Source organism: Aeromicrobium sp. HA (genome assembly GCF_027171405.1).
Lineage (GTDB): Bacteria > Actinomycetota > Actinomycetes > Propionibacteriales > Nocardioidaceae > Aeromicrobium > Aeromicrobium tamlense.
Window position 1 is genome coordinate 1,806,568 of the sequence record NZ_CP114372.1, and the last position, 20,512, is coordinate 1,827,079.

At 72.2% G+C, this 20,512-nt stretch carries 26 protein-coding genes; 10 read left to right on the plus strand and 16 right to left on the minus strand.

What is annotated here, in order from left to right:
- The first annotated feature begins 19 nt into the window (after positions 1-19).
- Positions 20-2,872, plus strand: coding sequence for an aminomethyl-transferring glycine dehydrogenase (gene gcvP, locus O3S82_RS08840; RefSeq protein WP_269302220.1), 2,853 nt, complete (start codon positions 20-22; stop codon positions 2,870-2,872).
- Here gcvP and O3S82_RS08845 read toward each other — a convergent pair.
- Complete coding sequence (locus O3S82_RS08845; RefSeq protein ID WP_269302222.1) at positions 2,818-3,609, minus strand: alpha/beta fold hydrolase; 792 nt, start codon at positions 3,607-3,609, stop codon at positions 2,818-2,820. The two genes, gcvP and O3S82_RS08845, sit on opposite strands and share 55 nt — an antisense overlap.
- A gap of 37 nt (positions 3,610-3,646) precedes the next feature.
- Between O3S82_RS08845 and O3S82_RS08850 the strand changes: the two genes are divergently transcribed.
- The 3 genes from O3S82_RS08850 (at position 3,647) to O3S82_RS08860 (ending at position 5,014) form a co-directional block, all read left to right on the plus strand.
- Entirely contained in the window at positions 3,647-4,009 is a 363-nt protein-coding gene (locus tag O3S82_RS08850; protein ID WP_269302224.1) for a hypothetical protein, read from the plus strand.
- Positions 4,002-4,394, plus strand: a complete 393-nt coding sequence (locus tag O3S82_RS08855) for a hypothetical protein (RefSeq protein WP_269302225.1) — start codon at positions 4,002-4,004, stop codon at positions 4,392-4,394. The genes O3S82_RS08850 and O3S82_RS08855 overlap by 8 nt, the downstream gene beginning before the upstream one ends.
- Positions 4,395-4,558: 164 nt before the next feature.
- Positions 4,559-5,014: an SRPBCC family protein gene (locus O3S82_RS08860; protein WP_179424349.1), complete on the plus strand. Its 456-nt coding sequence runs from the start codon at positions 4,559-4,561 to the stop codon at positions 5,012-5,014.
- Here the strand turns inward: O3S82_RS08860 and cobA are convergent.
- Positions 4,962-6,167: a uroporphyrinogen-III C-methyltransferase gene (gene cobA / locus O3S82_RS08865; RefSeq protein WP_269302228.1), complete on the minus strand. Its 1,206-nt coding sequence runs from the start codon at positions 6,165-6,167 to the stop codon at positions 4,962-4,964. The genes O3S82_RS08860 and cobA overlap by 53 nt on opposite strands.
- A complete protein-coding gene (locus O3S82_RS08870) occupies positions 6,164-6,934 on the minus strand; it encodes a phosphoadenylyl-sulfate reductase (protein ID WP_269302230.1) in 771 nt (256 codons plus the stop codon). Before O3S82_RS08870 ends, cobA begins: the two co-directional genes overlap by 4 nt.
- A gap of 122 nt (positions 6,935-7,056) precedes the next feature.
- Here O3S82_RS08870 and O3S82_RS08875 point away from each other — a divergent pair, with 122 nt between their 5' ends.
- Together O3S82_RS08875 and O3S82_RS08880 are read left to right on the plus strand one after the other, a co-directional pair.
- Entirely contained in the window at positions 7,057-7,203 is a 147-nt protein-coding gene (locus tag O3S82_RS08875) for a GPGG-motif small membrane protein (protein ID WP_179424347.1), read from the plus strand.
- A 24-nt stretch (positions 7,204-7,227) separates the two neighbouring features.
- Positions 7,228-7,851 carry an L-threonylcarbamoyladenylate synthase gene (locus O3S82_RS08880; RefSeq protein ID WP_179424346.1) on the plus strand — a complete coding sequence of 208 codons (624 nt, stop codon included), beginning with the start codon at positions 7,228-7,230 and terminating at the stop codon, positions 7,849-7,851.
- Here O3S82_RS08880 and O3S82_RS08885 read toward each other — a convergent pair.
- The 7 genes from O3S82_RS08885 to O3S82_RS08915 form a co-directional block, all read right to left on the minus strand.
- Positions 7,811-8,386 (minus strand): J-domain-containing protein, encoded by a 576-nt coding sequence (locus tag O3S82_RS08885; RefSeq protein WP_179424345.1) that lies wholly within the window; start codon positions 8,384-8,386, stop codon positions 7,811-7,813. The two genes, O3S82_RS08880 and O3S82_RS08885, sit on opposite strands and share 41 nt — an antisense overlap.
- A gap of 4 nt (positions 8,387-8,390) precedes the next feature.
- Complete coding sequence (locus O3S82_RS08890; RefSeq protein WP_218845750.1) at positions 8,391-8,633, minus strand: superinfection immunity protein; 243 nt, start codon at positions 8,631-8,633, stop codon at positions 8,391-8,393.
- 9 nt (positions 8,634-8,642) lie between these two features.
- Positions 8,643-8,930: a DUF1905 domain-containing protein gene (locus tag O3S82_RS08895; protein ID WP_269302236.1), complete on the minus strand. Its 288-nt coding sequence runs from the start codon at positions 8,928-8,930 to the stop codon at positions 8,643-8,645.
- 24 nt (positions 8,931-8,954) lie between these two features.
- Positions 8,955-9,659, minus strand: coding sequence for an anti-sigma factor (locus O3S82_RS08900; RefSeq protein WP_269302238.1), 705 nt, complete (start codon positions 9,657-9,659; stop codon positions 8,955-8,957).
- Positions 9,656-10,246 (minus strand): ECF RNA polymerase sigma factor SigK, encoded by a 591-nt coding sequence (sigK, locus tag O3S82_RS08905; protein ID WP_179424343.1) that lies wholly within the window; start codon positions 10,244-10,246, stop codon positions 9,656-9,658. Before sigK ends, O3S82_RS08900 begins: the two co-directional genes overlap by 4 nt.
- Before the next feature lie 26 nt (positions 10,247-10,272).
- Positions 10,273-10,902 (minus strand): fasciclin domain-containing protein, encoded by a 630-nt coding sequence (locus O3S82_RS08910; protein ID WP_179424342.1) that lies wholly within the window; start codon positions 10,900-10,902, stop codon positions 10,273-10,275.
- A gap of 70 nt (positions 10,903-10,972) precedes the next feature.
- Positions 10,973-12,472, minus strand: coding sequence for a molybdopterin-dependent oxidoreductase (locus O3S82_RS08915; protein ID WP_179424341.1), 1,500 nt, complete (start codon positions 12,470-12,472; stop codon positions 10,973-10,975).
- Positions 12,473-12,602: 130 nt separating this feature from the next.
- On the opposite strand from O3S82_RS08915, the gene O3S82_RS08920 reads away from it, so the two are divergent.
- Positions 12,603-13,133, plus strand: coding sequence for a polymer-forming cytoskeletal protein (locus O3S82_RS08920; RefSeq protein WP_179424340.1), 531 nt, complete (start codon positions 12,603-12,605; stop codon positions 13,131-13,133).
- Between the two features lie 36 nt (positions 13,134-13,169).
- Here the strand turns inward: O3S82_RS08920 and O3S82_RS08925 are convergent, their stop codons facing one another.
- From O3S82_RS08925 to O3S82_RS08935, 3 genes are all read right to left on the minus strand, one after another.
- On the minus strand, positions 13,170-13,430 hold the full coding sequence (locus O3S82_RS08925; RefSeq protein ID WP_269302242.1) for a hypothetical protein: 261 nt from the start codon (positions 13,428-13,430) through the stop codon (positions 13,170-13,172).
- Positions 13,431-13,478: 48 nt separating this feature from the next.
- Entirely contained in the window at positions 13,479-14,297 is an 819-nt protein-coding gene (locus O3S82_RS08930) for a DUF1206 domain-containing protein (RefSeq protein ID WP_269302244.1), read from the minus strand.
- 68 nt (positions 14,298-14,365) lie between these two features.
- Positions 14,366-14,935 carry a TetR/AcrR family transcriptional regulator gene (locus O3S82_RS08935; RefSeq protein WP_179424337.1) on the minus strand — a complete coding sequence of 190 codons (570 nt, stop codon included), beginning with the start codon at positions 14,933-14,935 and terminating at the stop codon, positions 14,366-14,368.
- A 77-nt stretch (positions 14,936-15,012) separates the two neighbouring features.
- On the opposite strand from O3S82_RS08935, the gene O3S82_RS08940 reads away from it, so the two are divergent.
- Entirely contained in the window at positions 15,013-15,582 is a 570-nt protein-coding gene (locus tag O3S82_RS08940) for a dihydrofolate reductase family protein (RefSeq protein ID WP_269302246.1), read from the plus strand.
- 99 nt (positions 15,583-15,681) lie between these two features.
- On the opposite strand, the gene O3S82_RS08945 is transcribed toward O3S82_RS08940, so the two are convergent.
- A complete protein-coding gene (locus O3S82_RS08945) occupies positions 15,682-16,230 on the minus strand; it encodes a GNAT family N-acetyltransferase (RefSeq protein ID WP_269302248.1) in 549 nt (182 codons plus the stop codon).
- Positions 16,231-16,244: 14 nt separating this feature from the next.
- Positions 16,245-16,643 carry a VOC family protein gene (locus O3S82_RS08950; protein WP_179424335.1) on the minus strand — a complete coding sequence of 133 codons (399 nt, stop codon included), beginning with the start codon at positions 16,641-16,643 and terminating at the stop codon, positions 16,245-16,247.
- Between the two features lie 18 nt (positions 16,644-16,661).
- Between O3S82_RS08950 and O3S82_RS08955 the strand changes: the two genes are divergently transcribed.
- Positions 16,662-17,381 carry a VOC family protein gene (locus O3S82_RS08955; RefSeq protein WP_179424334.1) on the plus strand — a complete coding sequence of 240 codons (720 nt, stop codon included), beginning with the start codon at positions 16,662-16,664 and terminating at the stop codon, positions 17,379-17,381.
- On the opposite strand, the gene O3S82_RS08960 is transcribed toward O3S82_RS08955, so the two are convergent.
- Positions 17,382-18,257, minus strand: coding sequence for a GNAT family N-acetyltransferase (locus O3S82_RS08960; RefSeq protein ID WP_269302251.1), 876 nt, complete (start codon positions 18,255-18,257; stop codon positions 17,382-17,384).
- 122 nt (positions 18,258-18,379) lie between these two features.
- Here O3S82_RS08960 and helR point away from each other — a divergent pair, with 122 nt between their 5' ends.
- A complete protein-coding gene (helR, locus tag O3S82_RS08965; RefSeq protein WP_269302253.1) occupies positions 18,380-20,512 on the plus strand; it encodes an RNA polymerase recycling motor ATPase HelR in 2,133 nt (710 codons plus the stop codon).

Sequence of the window (20,512 nt, forward strand, 5' to 3'; positions counted from 1 at the left end):
GAGCCCTCGGAGACCCTTGATGTCGCAACCCCTGATGCCGCAGTCCGACCGCCTTCCCGCCACCCGCTTCGTCGACCGTCACATCGGTCCGCGCGCGTCCGACCAGGCAGCGATGCTGCAGCGGCTCGGGTACGACAGCCTCGACGCGCTGATGCAGGCCGCCGTGCCGTCCGGCATCCGCTCGGCCCTCGACGGCCTCCCGCCCGCGGCGAGCGAGACCGAGGCCACCGCTCGACTGCGTGAGCTGGCCGACCGCAACACCCCGGGCGTCTCGATGATCGGTCTGGGCTACCACCCGACCACGACGCCCGCCGTCATCCGGCGCAACGTGCTGGAGGACCCCGCCTGGTACACGGCCTACACGCCGTACCAGCCCGAGATCTCGCAGGGCCGCCTCGAGGCTCTGCTCGCGTTCCAGACGATGGTCGAGGACCTCGCGGGCCTGCCCACCGCGAACGCCTCGCTGCTCGACGAGGGCACCGCGGCCGCCGAGGCGCTGACCCTCGTGCGCCGCGCCGACCGCAAGCGCACGGACCTGCCCGTGGTCGTCGACGACGGCCTGCTGCCGCAGACGCTCGCCGTGCTGCACACGCGCGCCGAGGCCGTGGGCCTGCCGCTCGTCGAGGCCGACCTGCGCCAGGGACTGCCCGAGGGCGAGTTCAGCGGCGTGATCATCGCCTACCAGCGCGCCGACGGGACCGTCATCGACCTCGCTCCGGTCATCGACGAGGTCAAGGCGGCGAACGCCCTGGCCGTCGTCGTCACCGACCCGCTCGCCCAGGTGCTGCTGACGTCGCCCGGCAGCCTCGGAGCGGACGTCGTCGTGGGCTCGACCCAGCGCTTCGGCGTCCCGATGTTCTACGGCGGCCCCCACGCCGGGTTCATGGCCGTGCGCGCGGGTCTCGAGCGGCACCTGCCGGGTCGCCTCGTCGGCGTCTCGGTCGACTCCGCCGGTCGACCCGCGTACCGCCTCGCGCTGCAGACCCGCGAGCAGCACATCCGCCGGGAGAAGGCGACGTCGAACATCTGCACCGCGCAGGTGCTGCTGGCGGTCGTCGCCGCGATGTACGCCGTCTACCACGGCGCCGAGGGCCTGCGCGCGATCGCGACCGAGGTCAATCAGCGCGCCACGCGGCTCGCCGCCGGCCTGCGGGCCGCCGGCATCGAGGTGGCCTCGGACCGCTTCTTCGACACCGTGACGGCGGTCGTGCCGGGCCGGGCCGCCGAGGTCGTCGCCGCCGCGCGCGAGTCCCAGATCCACCTGTGGCGCTTCGACGACGACCGCGTCGGCATCGCGGTGTCCGAGCCCACCACCGACGCCCACCTCGCCGCCGTGCTGGCGGCGTTCGGCGCGGGCGACCTGCCCGATGCGGGGGACGCCTCCCTCGAGCCGGCGTGGCTGCGCGAGGACGAGATCCTCACGCACCCGGTCTTCGTCGAGCACCGCAGCGAGACCCAGATGCTGCGCTACCTGCGCCGGCTGAGCGACCGCGACTACGCCCTCGACCGCGGCATGATCCCGCTCGGCAGCTGCACGATGAAGCTCAACTCCACCACCGAGATGGAGCCCATCAGCTGGCCCGGCTTCGCCGACCTGCACCCGTTCGTGCCGGCACAGGACGCCGCCGGCATGATCGAGCTCGTCGAGACGCTCGAGTCCTGGCTCGCGAAGGTCACCGGATACGCGGCCGTCTCCGTGCAACCCAACGCCGGCTCACAGGGCGAGTTCGCGGGCCTGCTGGCGATCCGCGAGTACCACCGCAGCCGCGGCGAAGAGGCGCGCGACGTCTGCCTCATCCCCAGCTCCGCCCACGGCACGAACGCGGCCTCGGCGGTCATGGCCGGCATGCGCGTCGTGATCGTCAAGGCCACCGACGGCGGCGAGGTCGACCTCGACGACCTGCGTGCCCAGTGCGAGGCCCACGCCGACGACCTCGCGGCGATCATGGTGACCTACCCGTCCACCCACGGCGTCTACGAGCACGGCATCAGCGAGCTGTGCGACATCGTGCACAAGCACGGCGGCCAGGTGTACGTCGACGGCGCCAACCTCAACGCGCTGCTCGGCCACGCCCGCCCCGGCGAGTTCGGCGGCGACGTCTCGCACCTCAACCTGCACAAGACGTTCTGCATCCCGCACGGCGGTGGCGGCCCGGGCGTCGGCCCGGTCGCGGTCGGCGAGCACCTGGTGCCGTTCCTGCCGAAGCACCCGTTCCACCCCGACGCCGAGCGCCGGCAGTCCGCTGGCACGATCAGCGCCGCCCCGTACGGCTCGGCCGGCATCCTGCCGATCCCGTTCGCGTACGTGGCCATGATGGGCGCCGACGGCCTCACGGACGCCACGTCCGTGGCCGTGCTCGCGGCCAACTACGTCGCGGCTCGCCTCGGCGACGCGTTCCCCGTGCTCTACGCGGGCGACCACGGCCTCGTGGCGCACGAGTGCATCCTCGACCTGCGCGAGATCACCAAGACCGCGGGCCTGTCGATCGACGACGTCGCCAAGCGCCTCATCGACTACGGCTTCCACGCCCCGACGATGAGCTTCCCGGTGGCCGGCACGCTCATGGTCGAGCCCACCGAGTCCGAGGACCTCGCCGAGCTCGACCGCTTCTGCGAGGCGATGCTGGCGATCCGCTCGGAGATCGACCGCGTCGCGGCGGGGGAGTACGACGAGAAGGACAACCCGCTCACCAGCGCGCCCCATGCCGCGCACGAGCTGGTCGACTGGACCCACCCGTACCCCGTGGCCGAGGGCGTGTTCCCCGCCGGCAGCACGCAGGACAAGTACTGGCCACCGGTGGGGCGCATCGACAACGCCTACGGCGACCGGAACCTGGTCTGCTCCTGCCCGCCGGTGGAGGCGTTCGCCTGATCGGTCCACCACCGCACGACCTGATCGACGACCGGACGGGGGTGCTTGGCCCACAGCACGTGGTGGGTCGAGCCTCCCTCCGGCACGGCGTCGCGGGTGTACTCCCAGCGCGTCAGTGCCGCGGGCTCGACCAGCGTGCGCTCGAAGCGCTCCGACGCGGCGGCGATCGAGAAGCCGTCGCCCTCGAGGTGCACGGCCAGCGTGGGCAGCGTGATGCGGCGCTGCACGGGGTACGGCGGGCGTCCGGTGCGCACGACGTGCGCCCACTCGATCATCAGCGTGCGCGCGCCCGGGCCGCCGAACCACGGCTTCGGCACGTGACCGCGCACGAGGCCCACCAGCGGCATGCTGAGCGCCATCGCGGCCAGCGGCAGGCCGATGCGCGGGTAGTGCCGATAGTGGGGGAGCGAGACGCCCACCAGCACGAGACCGTCGGCCGGACGCGGGCCGATCTGGATCGCGCCGCCGAGCTGGCCGCCGAGGCTGTGGCCGAACAGCACGACGGGTCGGCCCGGGTGCTCCTCGCGGGCGGCGTCGATCGCGGCCTGCGTGTCGGCGATCTCGTCGGCGTACGACCAGTCGTGCCGGCGCGAGGCCCGCGGCAGGTCGCGCTCGAAGCCGCGCCGCGGCAGTGCCCGGGCGGTCCACCCCCGCTCCTCGAACGCGGCCACGAGCGGGCCGTAGAACGACGAGGGGACCGCCATCGCGGGGGAGATCAGGATGACCGGGGTGCTCACCGGACCATCCTGCCAGCGTGAAAGACTCTCGACTGACATGCCTGACGCCCTGGTCTACCTGACCTCCGCCGCCGCCCTCGCCGCCGCCGTGTTCGCGGGGTGGCACACGGCGAGGTCGTACCGCTTCAGCAACCCGCTGTTCTACGCGATCGCGGTCGTCGAGGTGCTCCTCGTCGTCGTCCTCGTGTGGGGGATCGTGGCCGTCGCCGGCACCGACCGCGACCTCGAGAAGGGGCTGTACCTGTCGTACCTGGTCACCACCGTCCTCATCCCGCCGGCATCCGTGCTGTGGGGGATCGGCGACAAGACCCGGTGGGGCACCGGCGTGGTGGCCGTGGCGCTGTTCACGGTGTCGGTCATGCTGATCCGGACGCACCAGATCTGGCAGGGACATGGCTGAGCACCACACCGACACCCAGCACGGCTTCGGACGCGCCCTCGTGGCGGTCTACGCCGTCTTCACCGTCGCGGCCACGGCGCGCTCGGTCTACCAGCTCGTGACGAAGGCCGACGAGGCCCCGGTCGCCTATGCCCTGTCCGCGCTCGCCGGCGTCGTCTACGGCATCGCCACGTGGGCGCTGGCCACCGGCAACCGCCGTGTCGCGGGCGCCGCGATCGCCTTCGAGCTCGTGGGCGTCCTGGGCGTCGGACTGCTGAGCATCCTCGACGGCGCGCTGTTCCCCGACGAGACGGTGTGGTCGGGCTTCGGCGCCGGCTACGGCTACGTGCCGCTCGTGCTGCCGTTCGTCGGCCTGTGGTGGCTGCGCCGGACCCGGAGCACGTGAGAGCCCCGTGCGCTCATACCGCCCGGGGCTGATCCCATTCAAACCCGGCTCCGGCCGGGATCGCGGTAGCGACACGGGTCCATGAGCGAGCGCCAGCGAGCGAGCCATTCAACACGACGAGTCGCGCCACCGACCTACTCTGCTTCACCTCGGGCGGTGGCGCGATGAGCGACAGAGCGTACGAGTTCCGATCGGTGTGGGACGTCGCGGAGCCCCCGGACCGCCTGTGGCGCACGCTCGAGCAGTTCCTCGAGCAGGACGACCCGCTGCCGTGGTGGAACGCCGTCACGGTCACGGGGCACCACGGCGAGGAGATCGACCTCGTCGCCCGCAGCGCCTTCGGCTACCGGCTGCGCTTCACGGTGTACGACCTCGACCTGCAGCCGACCACGTCGATGCGCTTCCGCTCGCGCGGCGACCTGGAGGGCTCGGCCGCGCTGGACTTCGCGGCGGGGAGCCCGGGCCGGACCGACCTGACGATCGACTGGCACGTGGACGCCACGGCACCGTGGATGCGCCGCTCGGAGCGTCTTCTGCGCCCGCTGTTCGAGCTGGCGCACGACCTCGTCATGAGGTCGGGGGAGCGGCGGCTGAACCGGTGGTTGCGGCAGCGAGGCTGACCACGTCGCCGATCACCGTGATGGCCGGCGCCTTCGCGTGCGCGGCGGCGTCGGCGATCGTGCCGAGCGTGGCGATCGTCGTGCGCTGGTCGGGCGCGAAGCCGCGCTCGATCACGGCCGCGGGCGTGTGCGGGTCGTGACCGGCTGCGATGAGCTCCTCGGCGGTGCTGCGCAGGCGCTTGACGCCCATGAGCATCACGAGCGTGTGGTCGCCACGGCGCGGGAGCTCGCCCAGCTCCTCGTGGCCCGTGATGACCGAGAAGCCACGCGCGACGCCACGGTGGGTGACGGGGATGCCCGCGTTGGCCGCGACGGCGATGGCCGACGTGACGCCCGGGACGACCTCGACCTCGACGCCCGCCTCGCGGCAGGCCAGCAGTTCCTCGCCACCGCGACCGAACACGTAGGGGTCGCCGCCCTTGAGGCGGACCACCACCTTGCCCTGCTGCGCCCGCTCGACGAGCAGCGCGTTGATCTGCTCCTGGGGGATCGGGTGGTGATCGGGCTGCTTGCCGACGTCGATGACCTCGACGTCGGGCGCGAGCTCGGCAAGCACCGACTGGGGCGCCAGCCGGTCGAACACGACGACGTCGGCCTCGGCCAGCAGCCGGCGTCCGCGCGCCGTGAGGAGGCCTGGGTCGCCCGGACCGCCGCCGACGAGGGCGACGAGCCCGCGCGCATGGGTGCGGTGGCGCAGCGGCAGGTCGCCCGTCTGCAGCGCGGTGGCCACGGCGTCGCGCAGGGCGGAGGCCCGGCCGGCGTCGCCGCCACCGCTGACGGCGATCGTGACGTCGTCCACGCGCGCGACCGCCGGGGTCCACGCCGTGGCGCGCTCGGGGTCGCCGCCCTTCAGGCAGAAGATCTGTCCGGCCTCCGCGTCGTGCGCGACGAGATCGTCGACCGGCGGGACGTCGGTGGCCGTCTGCACGAGCCACGCCCCGTCGAGGTCACCCGTGCGGTAGGGGCGCTCGTGCCACGTGATCGAGCCGCGGCCGATGGCCGAGGCGAGGGAGTCCGAGACGGCGGGGGAGACGACGTGCACGTCGGCGCCCGCCTCGAGCAGGGCGAAGGCCCGGCGCGTGGCGACGTGACCACCGCCGACGACGACCACGCGGCGACCTTCGAGGCGCAGTCCGAGGGGGAAGGTGCTCACGTGTGCAGGCCGCACTCCGACTTGTCGAGCCCGGCCCAGCGGCCGGCCCGGGGATCCTCGCCCGGGGCGACGCGGCGCGTGCACGGCGCGCAGCCGATCGACGGGTAGCCGTCGTTCAGCAGCGGGTTGAGGATCACGTCGTGCTCGTTCGCGTAGTCGATGAGCTGGTCGAAGGTCCAGTCCGCTAGCGGGTTGATCTTCACCAGCCCGTTCTTCTCGTCCCACGTGACGAACGGCGTGTCGGCACGCAGCGGGCTGTCGTCGCGCCGCACGCCGGTGATCCAGGCCTCGTAGCCGCCGAGCGTCTCGGTGAGCGGCTCGACCTTGCGCAGCTGGCAGCACAGCGCGGGATCGCGCTCGTAGAGGCGCTCGCCGTACTGCGCGTCCTGCTCGGCCACGCTCTGGCGCGGCTTCACGTCGACGATCGTCAGCTGCATCGACGACTCGACCGCGTCACGCGTGCCCACGGTCTCGGCGAAGTGGTAGCCGGTCTCGAGGAAGAGCGTGTCCACCCAGGGGAGGTGGCGCGCCACGACGTGGGGCAGGACGGCGTCGGCCATCGAGCACGCGACGGCGGTCAGGTGACCGAACTCCTGGGCCACCCACGCGAGCAGCTCGTCGGTCTGTCCGTCGGAGAACCGGTTGGCCGCCGAGGCCGCCAGGGCCTTCAGCTCCTCGCGCGAACGGGGCTCTCGGACCGGCCGCGCCGCGAGATGAACGCGACGCTCGCGGTCGTGGGCCAGCTGGCGTTCTCGCCGTTGTGCCAAGCTCAAAGTGCTCACCCCCTTGACATTACGTTCGGGCGCGCGGAAACTTCCACGCCGTCCAGAATGCGAACATCGCGAAGTAGCGGCAGGGTGGAGTCGAACCGAACGAAGGGAGTCACCCCATGTGGGACACCATCTTGTGGATTGCTGCAGTGATCATCGGAATCTTCGGCATCATCCGCCTCGTCCAGCGCGACTTCGTGATGGGCGCCGTGCTCATCGTCATCGCCCTGCTGGTCGGGCCGGGCGGCGTCAGCCTCTTCACGTAAGAGACTGCGCCTAGGGTGGCGAACATGGTTCGCTACTTCGACATTCATCCCGTCGACCCGCAGCAGCGCACCGTCGATCAGACGGTCGCGCTGTTGCGGGGAGGCGGGTTGATTGCTTATCCCACCGATTCGGGCTACGCGCTCGGAGCCCAGGTCGGCAACGCCGACGCCATCGCCCGCATCCGCGACATCCGCGGCCTCGACGACAAGCACCACTTCACGCTGGTGTGCCGCGACTTCGCCCAGCTGGGGCAGTTCGTCCACGTGGACAACGCCGTCTTCCGCGCCGTGAAGGCCGCGACACCCGGCCCCTACACCTTCATCCTCCCCGGCACGCCCGAGGTCCCCAAGCGCCTCCTGCAGGCCAAGAAGAAGACCGTGGGCGTGCGCATCTCCACGCACCGGATCGTGCGGGCCCTCGTCGAGGAGCTCGGCGAGCCGATCCTGTCGTCCACGCTGATCCTGCCCGGCGAGACCGAGCCGATGACGCAGGCGTGGCAGATCGGCGAGGAGCTCGGCGACCGCGTGGACGCGATCGTGGACTCCGGCGAGGAGATCATCGCCGAGCCCACCACCGTGGTCGACCTCTCCGAGGGCTACGCCGAGGTCACCCGCGTCGGCGCAGGCGATCCCACGCCCTTCGAATAGCACCCGGAGGCGCGGCGTCCGCCGGTCCGGCCTCGGCCAGCCGTCGGGCGCGGGCGGCCCGACGCTCGTGCCACGCGGCGACCTCGACCTCGATGTCGCGCAGCGGCGTGACCACCGGGGGACCGCCCTGGAGCTGGCGGCGGGCCGCGACGATCCGGCGGTTGAACTCCGCCACGGCCTCGCGCACGACGCGCTCGGACCTGAGGCCGTCGAGCACGTCGGGCAGCACCGCGTCGTCCTTGCGGAGCTGGAGCGCCTCGGGCAGGACCCCCGTGATGTTCTCGCGCTCGATGAACTGGCGCAGCCACCAGTCGGGGTCGGCAGCGGTGTCGATGTGCGGCAGCGGCTTGCCGGCGAGCGGGAGGTCGTCGAACTCGCCACGGGCGATCGCGGCGCGGACCTGATGGTCGACCCACAGCGCCTGGTCCTCGGGCCGGCGGGCGCGGGGAGTCGCCTCCTCGGCCTCGTCGCCCGTGGAAGCGGCGTCCGGTTCCAGTCGGTACCGGGCGGCGCGGCGGCGGGCGTCGTCGCTCATCGGCTCAGCGGGGGTTCCTGATCCCCAGCACCTGGTGCGACGTGCACGCCATCACCAGCGCGATGATCCAGCCGACGACGGTCCAGCCGAGCAGCAGGTTGAGCCAGAAGATCGCGCCGGTGTTGGACTTCCCGCGCGTCGCGGCGATCGCCCACGGCAGCATGTAGCCGGCCGTGGCGATCGCGATGATCCAGCCGAAGACGGTCTGGAACGGCCGCCCGCGCTTGTCGGTGATGATGTCGTTCACGGTTCCAGCCTACGGCTGGACGGCGAGGCGCACCCGGACTCGATCGCCCTCCTCGCAGCCCTCGGCCACGCGGACGGCCTTCTTCACCGGCAGGATGAACGAGCCGAGCTCCTTGCTCGGGAACACCGAGGTGCTCCACGTGCTGGAGCCGATCGTGACCTCGACCCTCACCGAGCCGAACCCCGCCTTCTGCGGGGTGCGGTCGTCGATGTCGTCGGTGACGTCCTCGGGCAGCGTGAGGAAGTGCCAGGTCCCGTCCTCGCGCCAGCGCCACACCGTGGCCTCGAACTCGTACACGAGCCGAGCATGGCCGATGCCGGCTCAGAACGCGAACAGCGCGATCGGATCGGTGGTGGGCGCCTGCGCGTTCGGCTCGGTCTCCACCGTCACGCCCGCGGCCGATGCCGTGCTGGCGTCGCCCTCGAGCAGGAGGGTGTTGTCCGGGCCCTGCGGCATCGTGCCCGCGTTGACCATCTCGTCGCCCTGCTGCAGCCAGATCACGTAGGAGTGGCCCTCGGGGGCGTCGGGCATGTCGTGCGTGACGATGACCGCCTTGCGCTCGGCGGACGACCGCACCACGGTGGCGCGAGCGCCGTCGTCGAAGGTCTGCGTCACGCGCTCGGCCTGCGGGTCCTGCAGGACCCGATCGGCGGCCGTCAGCGTCTGCGAGGCCGTGTCGTCCTTCCACGGCTGGGTGGCCGCGAGGCCGATCCCGCCGGCGAGCACCACGGCGGACGCGGCGGCGACCAGCAGGGTGCGCGGGTCGAAGCGGCGGCGTCGGGGGGCAGCGACGGGCTGGGGCGGCAGCTGGCGGACCTCGCTGATCGAGGCCAGCACCGACGCACGCAGCGCCGGAGGCGGCTCCTCGGCGCTCAGGTCGGACATGATCGCCGCCGTCTCGCGCAGGCTGGCGACCTCTTCCTGGCAGGCCTCGCAGCCGGCCAGGTGTCGCTCGAAGCTCTCGCGCTCGGCATCCGTGACGGCGTCGAGAGCGTAGGCGCCGGAGAGGGCATGCACGTCACTCATCGGTCTGCTCCCATCGTGTCCCGGAGTCGGATGAGGCCGTCGCGGATGCGGGACTTGGCCGTGCCGACCGGCACGTCCAGCATCGAGGCGACCTCGGTGTGCGTACAACCGCGGAAGTAGGCCAGGTCGATGGCCTCCCTCTGCGTCTCGGTGAGGCCGGCCAGGGCCCGGCGGACGCGCTGGGCGTCCAACCGGGCCTCGACCGTCTCACTCGTCGAATCATGCTCCACCGTGACGTCCCGCAGGACGTGCTGGGTGTCGCGTGCCGTCGCGGCCTCGGCGCTGCGCACCCGGTCGACCGCACGGCGGTGGGCGATCGTCATGAGCCAGCTCAGGGCCGATCCCTTGGCGGGATCGAACCGCGCCGCCTGCCGCCACACCTCGAGGAAGACCTCTTGGGTGACCTCCTCGCTCTGCGCCCGATCGCGGACGATCCGCCGGACGAGGCCGTGGATGCGCGCCGACGTCTGGTCGTAGAGCGTGGCGAACGCGGCCTCGTCGCCGCGTCCGCAGCGCCTCAGCGTGTCGCCGAGGGCCTCGGGCGGCGAGTCCTCGCCGCCCGAGGGCACGGCATGCAGGTGGTTCACGACAGTGGCCTCAATCGTTCACGGGGTCAGGGCATCAGCACGGAGTCGATGACGTAGACCTTGGCGTTCGCGGTGTCGACGTTGCCGCAGACGACGGCGGCGTCGCCGACCGTGAACTCCTCGCCCGACCCTTCCACGGTGATCGTGTCACCTGCGAGCGTCTCGTGCTCGCCGGCGAGCTGGTCCGGCGTCATCTTGCCCTCGACGACGTGGTGCGTCAGCACCTTCGTCAGCTGATCCTTGTCGGCCAGCAGGGCGTTCAGGTCGTCGGCCGGGATCTTGGCGAAGGCGTCGTCGGTGGGCGCGAAGACGGTGAGGGCCTCGGCGCTGTTGAGGGTGTCCACGAGGTCGGCGGCCGTGACGGCCTTGACCAGCGTGGTCAGCAGCGGGTTGTTCGAGGCGGCCGTGGCGACCGGGTCGTCGGCCATGCCCTCGACGGAGCCCTCGCCCTCGGTCGGCACGCCGGCGCAGCCGGGACCGAACGGGCCGCTGGCCTCGTCCATCATGTCCTCGGAGGCCGAGGCGGAGGGGCTGGACTCGCTGTTGCTGCTCATCGAGTCGTCGTCGCCACTGTCGCTGCCACAGGCGGCCAGTCCGAAGCACATGACGACGGCGGCGGCTGCGGCGGCGGTACGGCGGGGGAGCAAGCGGTTCATGATCGTGCCTCTCGGGTCGGTGACGAAGTTGACAGTGATTCGGCGCGGTCGGCCGTGCGGATGGGTCGAATCATGTGACGCGCACCACAATCTGCTGCAGACCGCTGGAACCGTCGGGAAAAGGCGTCGCGCGCTCCTCGGTCTGGTACTCGCCGTCGGAGGCCTGGGCCCGCACCGTGAGTGTGTGACGGCCCGGCTCGGCGTCCCACAGCAGGTACCACTGGCGCCAGTAGTCGACGCCGCCGTCGGGACCGAACTCGGCCCGCTGCCAGTCGCCGTCGTCGACGCTCACCTCGACCGCCGCGACACCGCGGCCCTGCGCCCAGGCGACGCCCCCCACGACGATCCGGCCGGCCTGGACCTCCTTCAGCGCAGCGGGCGTGTCGATGCGCGAGGAGATCTTGATCGGGCCGTCGATGGCCCAGTCGCGCTTGGTCCAGTACGCCTCGCGCTCCTCGTAGGTGGTGAGGGTGAGCCTCGTCAGCCACTTGGTGGCGCCGACGTAGCCGTACAGGCCGGGCGTCACGAGGCGGGCGGGGAAGCCGTGGTCACGGGGGAGCGGCTCACCGTTCAGCGCGACGGCGACGATCATGTCGCGGCCGTCCTGCGCGGCGGCCAGGGGCGTGCTGATGGTGAAGCCGTCGACGGCGGTGCTCAGGATCTGGTCGGCGCCCGAGCGCACGCCCGCGCGCTCGAGCAGGTCCGAGACCCGGACGCCCAGCCAGCGGCCGGCACCCACGTACGGCCCGCCGACCTCGTTCGAGACGCAGGTCAGCGTGATGTCGCACTCGATCAGCGGGAGGGCGAGCAGCTCGTCGAAGGTCAGCTCGTAGGGCCGGTCGACCATCCCGTCGATCCGCAGCGTCCAGCTCTCGTGGTCCACGACGGGGGTCGTCAGGTTGATGTCCACGCGGTAGAAGTCGTCGCGATCGGTCTGGAACGGCGTGATCCCGCGGTAGGTCGCCTCCAGGCCGCGCGGCAGCGGCGGGAGCGGGCGCAGGGCACGGGGGAGCGCGATGTTCGTGACGTCGCGGGCCCGGGCCACGAGCCACTGGCCGGCGGTCCCTGCGACGAGCGCGGCGCCGACGATCACGCCCGAGCGCACGAGCAGTCGTCGCCGTCCGGGTCCGTCCACGGGCTCCTCGTCCTGAGGGGTCAGCCAGCGCAGGGCCGCGAGTGCCGCGACGCCCGTCGCCAGGGCGGGGAGCACGTCGATCGGCCGCGCGGCGGGCCGGGCGAGCGCCGCCCAGCCGGCCGCCGCGACGAGCAGCACCACGACCGCGGCGCCCACGGGGAGGGAGCGCCGCGCCAGGACGCCCCCGACCGCGGCCAGGAGCAGCGTCGCGACGAGCACCGTCCCCAGCAGGACCGGCTTGTCAGCCGTCCCCAGCCGCTCGATGGCGGCCTGCTTGAGCGCCGTGGGGGTCCGGTCGATCACGGCGCTGCCGACGGCCAGGACGGGCGAGGCGGCCGGTGCGACGATCGCGCCCACCAAGTGCCCGGCGGCGAGTCCGGCGAGGGCCGAGACGAGTCCGGCGAGGGCGCCGCGGGCGGCTTCGTGGCGATTCATGGGAGGGGTTCGTCGCCGACGGCCGAGCGGATGGGTCCGAACATGAGAGCCGTCTCACGTTGCGTTCACCTCGGGCTCACCTCGGCTCGCCACGATGGGGGACACCACGAACCGAACGAAGGAGCGCACGATGAAGACCAAGCCTCTCGCCCTCGCCCTGGTCGGCGGCGTCCTGCTGGCAGGCCTGCCCGCGGCGGCGCATGCGGACGACGATGACGACCGCGACCGCACCATCAACCGCACGGGTGACTACACGGTGAAGAAGGGGCGCGAGATCGACGGCAACATCACGATCCGCAAGGGGAACCTCGTCATCAACGGCGATGTCGACGGCAACGTCACCGTCCGCCACGGCAACATCGTGATCCGCGGCGACGTGGACGGCAACGTCCGCCAGCTGGGTCGCGGCTCGGTCACCGTCACGCGCTCCGGCTCGGTGGACGGCAACATCGTCGAGCGCGACCACGGCAACCTCACCGTCAGTGGTGACGTGGACGGCACGGTCACCGAGCTGCACCGCGGCCACGTCCGCGTCTACCGCGCCGCCGAGATCGACGGCAGCGTCCGCGAGCGCGGTGTCGGCCACCTGCTCGTCTGGCGCGGCGCCGATGTCGAGGGCTCGCTCAGCGAGGGCGGCCCGGGTCGCCTCGTCCGCCGCTGACCGCTCCCCGGGGACGGATCCTCACATCAGGATCCGTCACCCGGAGGCCGGCTTGAGGCGCGCCGCGGGCAGCCATCCGGTGTGCACGACGCCGTCGGGCGAGGCCCAGGTGCACAGCGCCTCCCAGCCCTTCACGACCGGCCGCCACTCGACCAGCACGCCCGGGTAGACCGCCGGGGCGTGCTGCACGGTGGAGAGGTTGACCCACACGTGCTGCGGCCGGATGCGCGGCGGGGGAGTCACGGCCGGGGGATCCAGCGCCGACAGGTGGTCGCCGTACCTCCGGTTGTGACCCATGGGACCACTGTAGAACGGGTGTTCGACGTTCGGCCGGTTCGGCCCGGATCAACGGTTGATGTGGCGGGCCCAGGCGAAGCAGAACAGCCCGAAGGCCACGAAGCCGGCGCCCACCAACCCCGTGAGGACGGGACCGAAGGGCTGGTCCAGCACGGTGCGCAGCGCCTCGTCGATGCCGCCGGACTTGTCGGGCTCGTGGGTGACCGCCGCATAGCCGAAGAGCGCGGCGACGCCGAGGACCGCGGCACCCTTGGCGACGTAGCCGACCTTGCCGAGCCACACGTAGGCCGAGCCCACGCGTCCGCTGGCGCCCCCGACCTCGATGTCCTTGAGGAAGCGCTCGGTGAGGCCCTTGTAGACCAGGTAGACGCCCACGGCGGCGATGCCGAGGGCCACCAGGCCGACCAGCACCTGGCCACCGGGCAGGTCCATGAGCTCAGCGCTGAACGACGTCGTCCCGTCCTGACCGGAGGAGCTCGAGCCGGTGACCACTTTGAACGCCGTCGCGGCGATCGCGCCGTAGAGGATGACCTTGCCCAGGCTGATCAGCCGCTTCCGGAGGCGCTTCGCGCCGTCGTCGCGGCGGTGGCCGACGGCGGCCTCGATGGCCTGCCAGACCGCGAGCATCACCATGCCGATGCCGACGGCCCACACGATGGGACCGCCGAACGGCTGCTGCGCGAGCTCGCGGACCGCGCCACCGCTGTCCGCCTCGCCGCCGCTGTCGCCGAACGCGAGCCGGATGGCCAGCCAGCCCATCACCAGGTGGACCACGCCGAACGCGACCAGGCCGATGCGGGCCACCTGGTCGAGAGCCGGATGGTCGTCGACCGCGCGTGCCGCGGACTTCGCCGAACGTGTCGCCATGAGGCCGAGCCTAGGGCGTTCGTGACCACCCGGCCCGGCGAGGACGGGGGAGGGAAGGCAGGCTCCCACTAGTCGCCGAGGATCCGCCGAACGAGCGTCGCGACGAGGGCGTCGACGTCAGCCTGCTCGTCGAGCGGGACGGTCAGCCGGTCGAGCACCAGGCCGTCGATCGCGTAGTGGAACAGGGCGATGTCCGCGGCGTCGCCGGGCAGTCCCATCGACGCGTTGAACTCGACGTCGGCGGCCAGTCCTCCCCGTCGCCACTCGGCGAGCGCCGCGGCGACGTGCGGCCGGCGCGTGGCCTCCAGGCGCAGCTCGAACAGGGCGATCGTGGAGTCCGGGTCGGACGTCAGCCGATGCACGATGTCGCGCAGGTAGTCGGTGAAGAGGTCGACACCGGGGGAGCGCCGCGCGAGCTCGGCATGCACGGCGGGGTCCGGGGTGAGCCGCTCGCCGATGCGCGCGAGGATCGCGTCGATGATCTCCTCACGCGAGGAGAAGTAGTTCGAGGCCGTGCCCTTCGGGACGCCGGCCTCGTCGTCGATCGCCCGGTGGGTGAGGCCTCGGGAGCCCTGCCGAGCGAGGACGCGCACGGCGGCGTCGGCGAGCCGGACGCGGCGCTCGGGATTGCGGACCATGGCAGCAGGGTATCGCAATCACGACATCTGTCGTGATACGTTCCCGATCACAACATCTGTAGTGAATGGAGAAGGTCATGCGCGAGCTCGTCTACTACGTCGCCGTCTCGATCGACGGTCTCATCGCGGAGCCCGACGGTGCGTTCGGCGCCTTTCCCGTCACGGGCGACCATGCCGCGGTCCTGACCAGCGACTTCGCGGACGCCGTGCCGACGCAGTTCCTGGACGGGCTCGGCATCGAGCCGCCACGGACGCGGTTCGACACGGTGATCCAGGGGAGCAGGAGCTACCGCATCGCTCTCGACGAGGGCGTCGAGCGGCCGTACGCCCACCTGCGCGAGTTCGTGGCGACCCGATCGGGCGACCCGGCTCCGGACGGCGTCACCTACACGGCCGACGCCGTGGCGACCGTGCGCGAGCTCAAGCAGGAGGACGGCCTGGGCATCTACCTGTGCGGCGGTGGCGAGCTGGCCGGATCGCTGCTGCCGGAGATCGACCGCCTGATCCTCAAGCGGTATCCGATCGTCCTGGGCGCCGGCATCGGGCTGTTCGGCTCGACCGAGGCGTCGATCCTGCCGTTCGAGCTCGTGAACACGCGGCGATTCGGCTCCGGGCTCGTCATCGAGGAGTACACGCGAGCACGGTGAGGCATCGGGGCTCAGGGGAGCCCCTCTCGGCGCGCCCGTCGTACGTAATTGACATAATGTGCATTATCGGACAATGGCGGAGGCGGGCCGAGAGGGGCGTCAGGCCGGGATCTCCAGGATCGTCTCGAGGCCGTCCTCCTCGTCCCACTGCTCGCCGACCTCGACGAAGCCGTACTGGTCGAGCAGCGCACGCGACGGCCGGTTGTCCGGGCTGACGGTGGCGCGCACGACGGCGACGCGTGGATCGCCTCGGGCGACGTCCAGCATGATCTCCAGCGCCGCCCGTGCGTGGCCGAGGCGTCGACGGTCCGGATCGATCCGGTACCCGAGCTCGACCATGCCGCGCTCGTCCGGCGCGCCGTGGAAGCCCGCCAGGCCGACGACGGCGCCGGTGCGCTGGTCGACCACCAGCCGCGTGACCCAGACGTGATCGGCGGGCGTCCGCGCGATCTGGTCGGCACGCAGCGCCCACAGCCAGCGGCAGTCCGGACCTCCGATGTACGTCGTGAGTTTGATGCCGGACAGCCGCTCGGCCGACTCGAGGTCACCGCATCCCAGCGCCCGCAGCACGTCGCGCGGCACCCGGACCAGACTCAGGTCGTGGGAGGCACCCTCGACCGACGTCCACGGTTGCTCGGTGCAGCCCACCGGCCGATGATGCCTCACGCGGTCGTCGCGGACCACAGGTGGCCGTCGGGATCGGCGAACGTGCCCGTGTAGCCCCACGGCTGCTGTCCCGCCTCGACGACGATCTCCGCGCCGGCGGCACGGGCACGCTCCAGCAGCGCGTCCACCTCGGCCGTCGACGACGCGGCCAGCGTGAGGACGCACTCGTGGTGTCCCGCCGGCGTCAGCGCTCGCCCGCCGATCGCCCAGCCGAAGCCGCCCGTCGGCACCAGCATCACGCTGAGGCCGTCCGACAGGCGGAGCTGCAGCGGCTCGGGCACCCCGTCCTCGGCGGGCTCGCCCGGGGCCTCGAGCCCCAGGACGTCGCGGTAGAAGTCACGTGACGTGCGGCGGTCCGCGATCGGCAGTCCGACGACGACGCTGTGGGCACTCATGCGTACTAGCGTGGGTGGATGAGCAGCCAATGGGAAGCCCTGGTCATCGACGCGAACGATCCTGAGCGCCTCGCCCGGTTCTGGAGCGCGCTGCTGGACCGTGAGATCACCGGCACGGACGACGACGGCGTCATCACGCTCGCGGCAGTCGACGGCGCCGGCTTCGCGATCGACATCGAGCCGACACGGCATCCCAAGACGCTCCCCAACCGGATGCACTTCGACCTCACCAGCGAGTCCGCCGACGCGCAGGAGGCCACCGTGGCACGGGCGCTCGAGCTCGGCGCGAGTCACCTCGACGTCGGTCAGGGGGCCGACGCCGAGCACGTCGTCCTGCAGGACCCGGAGGGCAACGAGTTCTGCGTCATCGAGCCCGGCAACAGGTTCCTGGCGGGCTGCGGCACGATCGGCGCGCTCTCGTGCGACGGCACGCGTGAGGTCGGCCTGTTCTGGCAGCAGGCGCTCGACTGGCCGCTCGTGTGGGACCAGGACGAGGAGACCGCGATCCAGTCGCCGCACGGGGGCACGAAGGTGACCTGGGGCGGTCCTCCCCTGATCGAGAAGCCCGCCAAGAACCGCTGGCACTTCGACCTGCGGCCGCGTGGCGACCAGGCCGAGGAGGTCGCCCGGCTCGAGGCGCTCGGCGCGACCCGCACGGACATCGGTCAGGGTCAGGTCAGCTGGGTCGTCATGCGCGACCCGGACGGGAACGAGTTCTGCGTGCTCTCGGGTCGCTGATCAGGCGGGCTTGACCCACCGGCTCCACTCCCCTTGCGGCGCGTACCCGGCGGACCGCCACAGCGCCGCTCCGGCCTCGTTGTCGTCGAGGACCATCGCGTCGAACCGCGTGGCGCCGAGGGACCGGAGCCGGTCCTCGGCGTGCCCGAGCAGTCGCCGGGCGAGCCCTCGCCCCCGCGCCTCGGGAGCCACGGCCAGCCGGTAGAGGTGCGCTCGCCAGCCGTCCCAGCCGGCGATCACCGATCCCACGATCCGCCCCTGCAGCACCGCGACCAGGATCGCGGCGGGGTCGCGCCCGACGAGGGCCTCGACCAAGGCCGCCGAGTCCTGCGGGCGGGCGGCGTTCTCGGCCGAGCCCTCCCAGAACTCCATCAGCGCGCCGACGTCGCCGGCACCTGCGTGGCGGACGGTGACGTCGCCGTCGATCACCCGCAGCGGGTGCTCGGCGAAGGTGGGCGGCTCGAACCCGTCCACGTGCGCGAGCACCGTGGCGTCGTCGAGCCAGTAGTCGTCGGGTCCCTCGTCGTGTCGCCCCCGCACACGCTCGAGCGCGACGTCACGATCGACCGGGAGGTACACGGTCTCGGCCGTCACGCCGAGGTCCGCGACCACGGCACGGTACCGATCCCGCAGCCCGCGCGTGGCGAAGGAGTAGTCGAGCACCACGTCCTCCCCCGCGTTGACCGTGGACGCGAGGCGACCGAGCAGCTCCGACTCGATCTGCGCCAGCAGCTCGCGCGGTGCCGGGAGCGAGGTGACGTCGTGCCGCCACGTCTCGACGTCGAAGCACAGCCGCGTCCAGCCCGACTCCTCCAGCCGCCTCGCGACGGTGGACTTCCCGGACCCCGACGGTCCGCACATGAGGATCACGGCCACGAGCGAGGCGTCCTGTCTGGAGGGGCATGACGAAGGGAAGGGCGATCGCCCTTCCCTCTTCAACGTATATCGCGGAGGGGGGCTTGCCACAAGCCCCCCGGGCGGGTCCAGAATCGTCCGCCATGGCAGCCATGTTCGCTCTCCGCCCGCACCTCGCCGACACGTCCCACCCCGCTCTGGTCCAGCAGGACGAGCGCCATCTCCGTCTGGTCGCGGCCCGCCTGGACGAGGCCCGGCGCGACGCCGCCGCGGACCTCGCCGAAGCACGGCGGCGTCCGGCGGGATCCGGCCAGCGCGCCCTGGACCGCGACCAGGACGTCCACCGGCTGGAGTCACGCCTGCGGCTCCTGCGGCGGTACGGCCTCGACCTGTGCCTGGGACGGATCGTCGGCGAGGACGGGACGATCACGTACATCGGCCGGCTGGGGCTGTCCGACGGACGCGGTGGCCGGCTGCTCGTGGACTGGCGCTCCCCCGCGGCCGCACCGTTCTTCGCCGGGACGGTCGCGCAATCCCTCGGCGTGAGCAGTCGACGGCGCTACCGCTGGGCGGACGGTCGGGTCGTCGACTTCTGGGACGAGGTCCTCTCCCCCACCGCACCGACGGACGGCCTCGCCCTGGACGACGACTCCGCCTTCCTGGCGGGACTGGCGGGCCGCAGGACCACCGCGATGCGCGACGTCCTCGGCACGATCGCAGCCGACCAGGACGCGATCATCCGGGCGGACAGTCGCGGAGCGCTCGTCGTCGACGGCGGACCCGGCACCGGGAAGACCGTGGTGGCGCTGCACCGTGCCGCCTACCTCCTTCACACCGACCCGAGGCTCGCGCCCGGTCACGGCAGCATCCTCTTCGTCGGCCCGCACCACCCGTACCTGGCCTACGTGGCCGACGTCCTGCCGAGCCTGGGCGAGGACGGCGTCCTCACGTGCACGCCGGACGACCTCGTGCCCGAGGCCGGCGAGGCACGTCGGGAGACCGACCCCAGGGTGGCCGCGCTCAAGGCGAGCCTGACCCTGGTGCACGCGGTCGACGCGGCGGTCGCGGTGTACGAGGAGCCGCCGACGATCGACAGCGAGGTCGAGACCCCGTGGGGCGACGTGGTGCTCACGGCACGCGACTGGGCCGAGGCGTTCGCGGCGCCCGGCCCCCACGTGCCGCACAACGAGGCACGGTCGCTGGTGTGGGAGGCGCTGGCCGAGATCGCCCGCGACCGTCTGGCCGACGACGTCGATCCGGACGACGTCAGAGCCGTGCTGCAGCAGACCGAGCACGTGGTCGACGCACTCGAGCGGTCGTGGGTGATCCTCGAGCCCACCGACGTCGTCGCGGACCTGTGGGCCGTTCCGGCGTACCTCCGTCGGTGCGCACCCTCGCTCACGCCCGACGAGGTCGGACTGCTGCGCCGTGAGGAGTCGGCGGGCTGGACGGACGCCGACCTGCCCCTGCTGGACGCGGCGCGGCATCGACTCGGTGACCCGTCGCACGAGCGCCGGGCACGCGAGCGCATCACCACCGTCACCGAGCAACGAGCCGGGATGGACCGCGTCGTCGACGACCTGCTCGCGGCCATGGAGCACGACGACGGTGAGGGACTGTGGACCTCCCTGCGCCAGGAGGGCCTGCGCGACGCGCTCGTCGACGAGGACGTGGTCCCGAGTCGCGAGGTCGACGTCCTGGCCGGACCGTTCGCCCACGTCGTGGTCGACGAGGCGCAGGAGCTCACCGATGCCCAGTGGGCCATGCTCGTCCGGCGATGCCCCTCGCGCAGTCTCACGGTCGTCGGCGACCGCGCCCAGGCTCGCCGCGGCTTCCCGGAGTCGTGGTCCGAGCGGCTCGCCCGCGTGGGCGTCGGGACGGTGCGCGAGGCCGCGCTCTCGGTCAACTACCGGACGCCACGTGAGGTGATGGCCGAGGCGCGGCCGCTGATCCGCGCGGCGATCCCGGGAGCGAACGTCCCGGACTCCGTCCGCGCCAGCGGGCGCCCCGTGCGGCGCGTCCCGGTCACGGAGGTCGACGCGGTCGTCGACCGCTGGCTGTCCGAGCACGAGGAAGGGACGGTCTGCGTCATCGGCGACCCGGGCCGCTCCGCGACGGATCGCGTCCGCTCCCTCCCACCCGTGCTCACGAAGGGTCTCGAGTTCGACCTCGTGGTGCTGGTCGATCCGGCGGGCTGGGGTGACGACGTGGCGGCGGCGGTCGATCGCTACGTGGCGATGACGCGCACCACCGACGAGCTCGTCATCGCCGAGTGA

Bases quoted from the DNA above. Each gene is read 5' to 3' on its own strand.
- O3S82_RS08930 (WP_269302244.1), bottom strand. From the start codon at position 14,297: ATGGCGACACGTTCGGCGAAGTCCGCGGCACGCGCGGTCGACGACCAT.
- O3S82_RS08910 (WP_179424342.1), bottom strand. From the start codon at position 10,902: ATGAACCGCTTGCTCCCCCGCCGTACCGCCGCCGCAGCCGCCGCCGTC.
- O3S82_RS08940 (WP_269302246.1), top strand. From the start codon at position 15,013: ATGCGCGAGCTCGTCTACTACGTCGCCGTCTCGATCGACGGTCTCATC.
- O3S82_RS08880 (WP_179424346.1), top strand. From the start codon at position 7,228: ATGGTTCGCTACTTCGACATTCATCCCGTCGACCCGCAGCAGCGCACC.
- O3S82_RS08950 (WP_179424335.1), bottom strand. From the start codon at position 16,643: ATGAGTGCCCACAGCGTCGTCGTCGGACTGCCGATCGCGGACCGCCGC.
- helR (WP_269302253.1), top strand. From the start codon at position 18,380: ATGGCAGCCATGTTCGCTCTCCGCCCGCACCTCGCCGACACGTCCCAC.
- O3S82_RS08955 (WP_179424334.1), top strand. From the start codon at position 16,662: ATGAGCAGCCAATGGGAAGCCCTGGTCATCGACGCGAACGATCCTGAG.
- gcvP (WP_269302220.1), top strand. From the start codon at position 20: ATGTCGCAACCCCTGATGCCGCAGTCCGACCGCCTTCCCGCCACCCGC.
- O3S82_RS08850 (WP_269302224.1), top strand. From the start codon at position 3,647: ATGCCTGACGCCCTGGTCTACCTGACCTCCGCCGCCGCCCTCGCCGCC.
- O3S82_RS08915 (WP_179424341.1), bottom strand. From the start codon at position 12,472: ATGAATCGCCACGAAGCCGCCCGCGGCGCCCTCGCCGGACTCGTCTCG.
- O3S82_RS08925 (WP_269302242.1), bottom strand. From the start codon at position 13,430: ATGGGTCACAACCGGAGGTACGGCGACCACCTGTCGGCGCTGGATCCC.
- O3S82_RS08885 (WP_179424345.1), bottom strand. From the start codon at position 8,386: ATGAGCGACGACGCCCGCCGCCGCGCCGCCCGGTACCGACTGGAACCG.
- O3S82_RS08935 (WP_179424337.1), bottom strand. From the start codon at position 14,935: ATGGTCCGCAATCCCGAGCGCCGCGTCCGGCTCGCCGACGCCGCCGTG.
- O3S82_RS08920 (WP_179424340.1), top strand. From the start codon at position 12,603: ATGAAGACCAAGCCTCTCGCCCTCGCCCTGGTCGGCGGCGTCCTGCTG.
- O3S82_RS08875 (WP_179424347.1), top strand. From the start codon at position 7,057: ATGTGGGACACCATCTTGTGGATTGCTGCAGTGATCATCGGAATCTTC.
- O3S82_RS08900 (WP_269302238.1), bottom strand. From the start codon at position 9,659: ATGAGTGACGTGCATGCCCTCTCCGGCGCCTACGCTCTCGACGCCGTC.
- O3S82_RS08860 (WP_179424349.1), top strand. From the start codon at position 4,559: ATGAGCGACAGAGCGTACGAGTTCCGATCGGTGTGGGACGTCGCGGAG.
- O3S82_RS08855 (WP_269302225.1), top strand. From the start codon at position 4,002: ATGGCTGAGCACCACACCGACACCCAGCACGGCTTCGGACGCGCCCTC.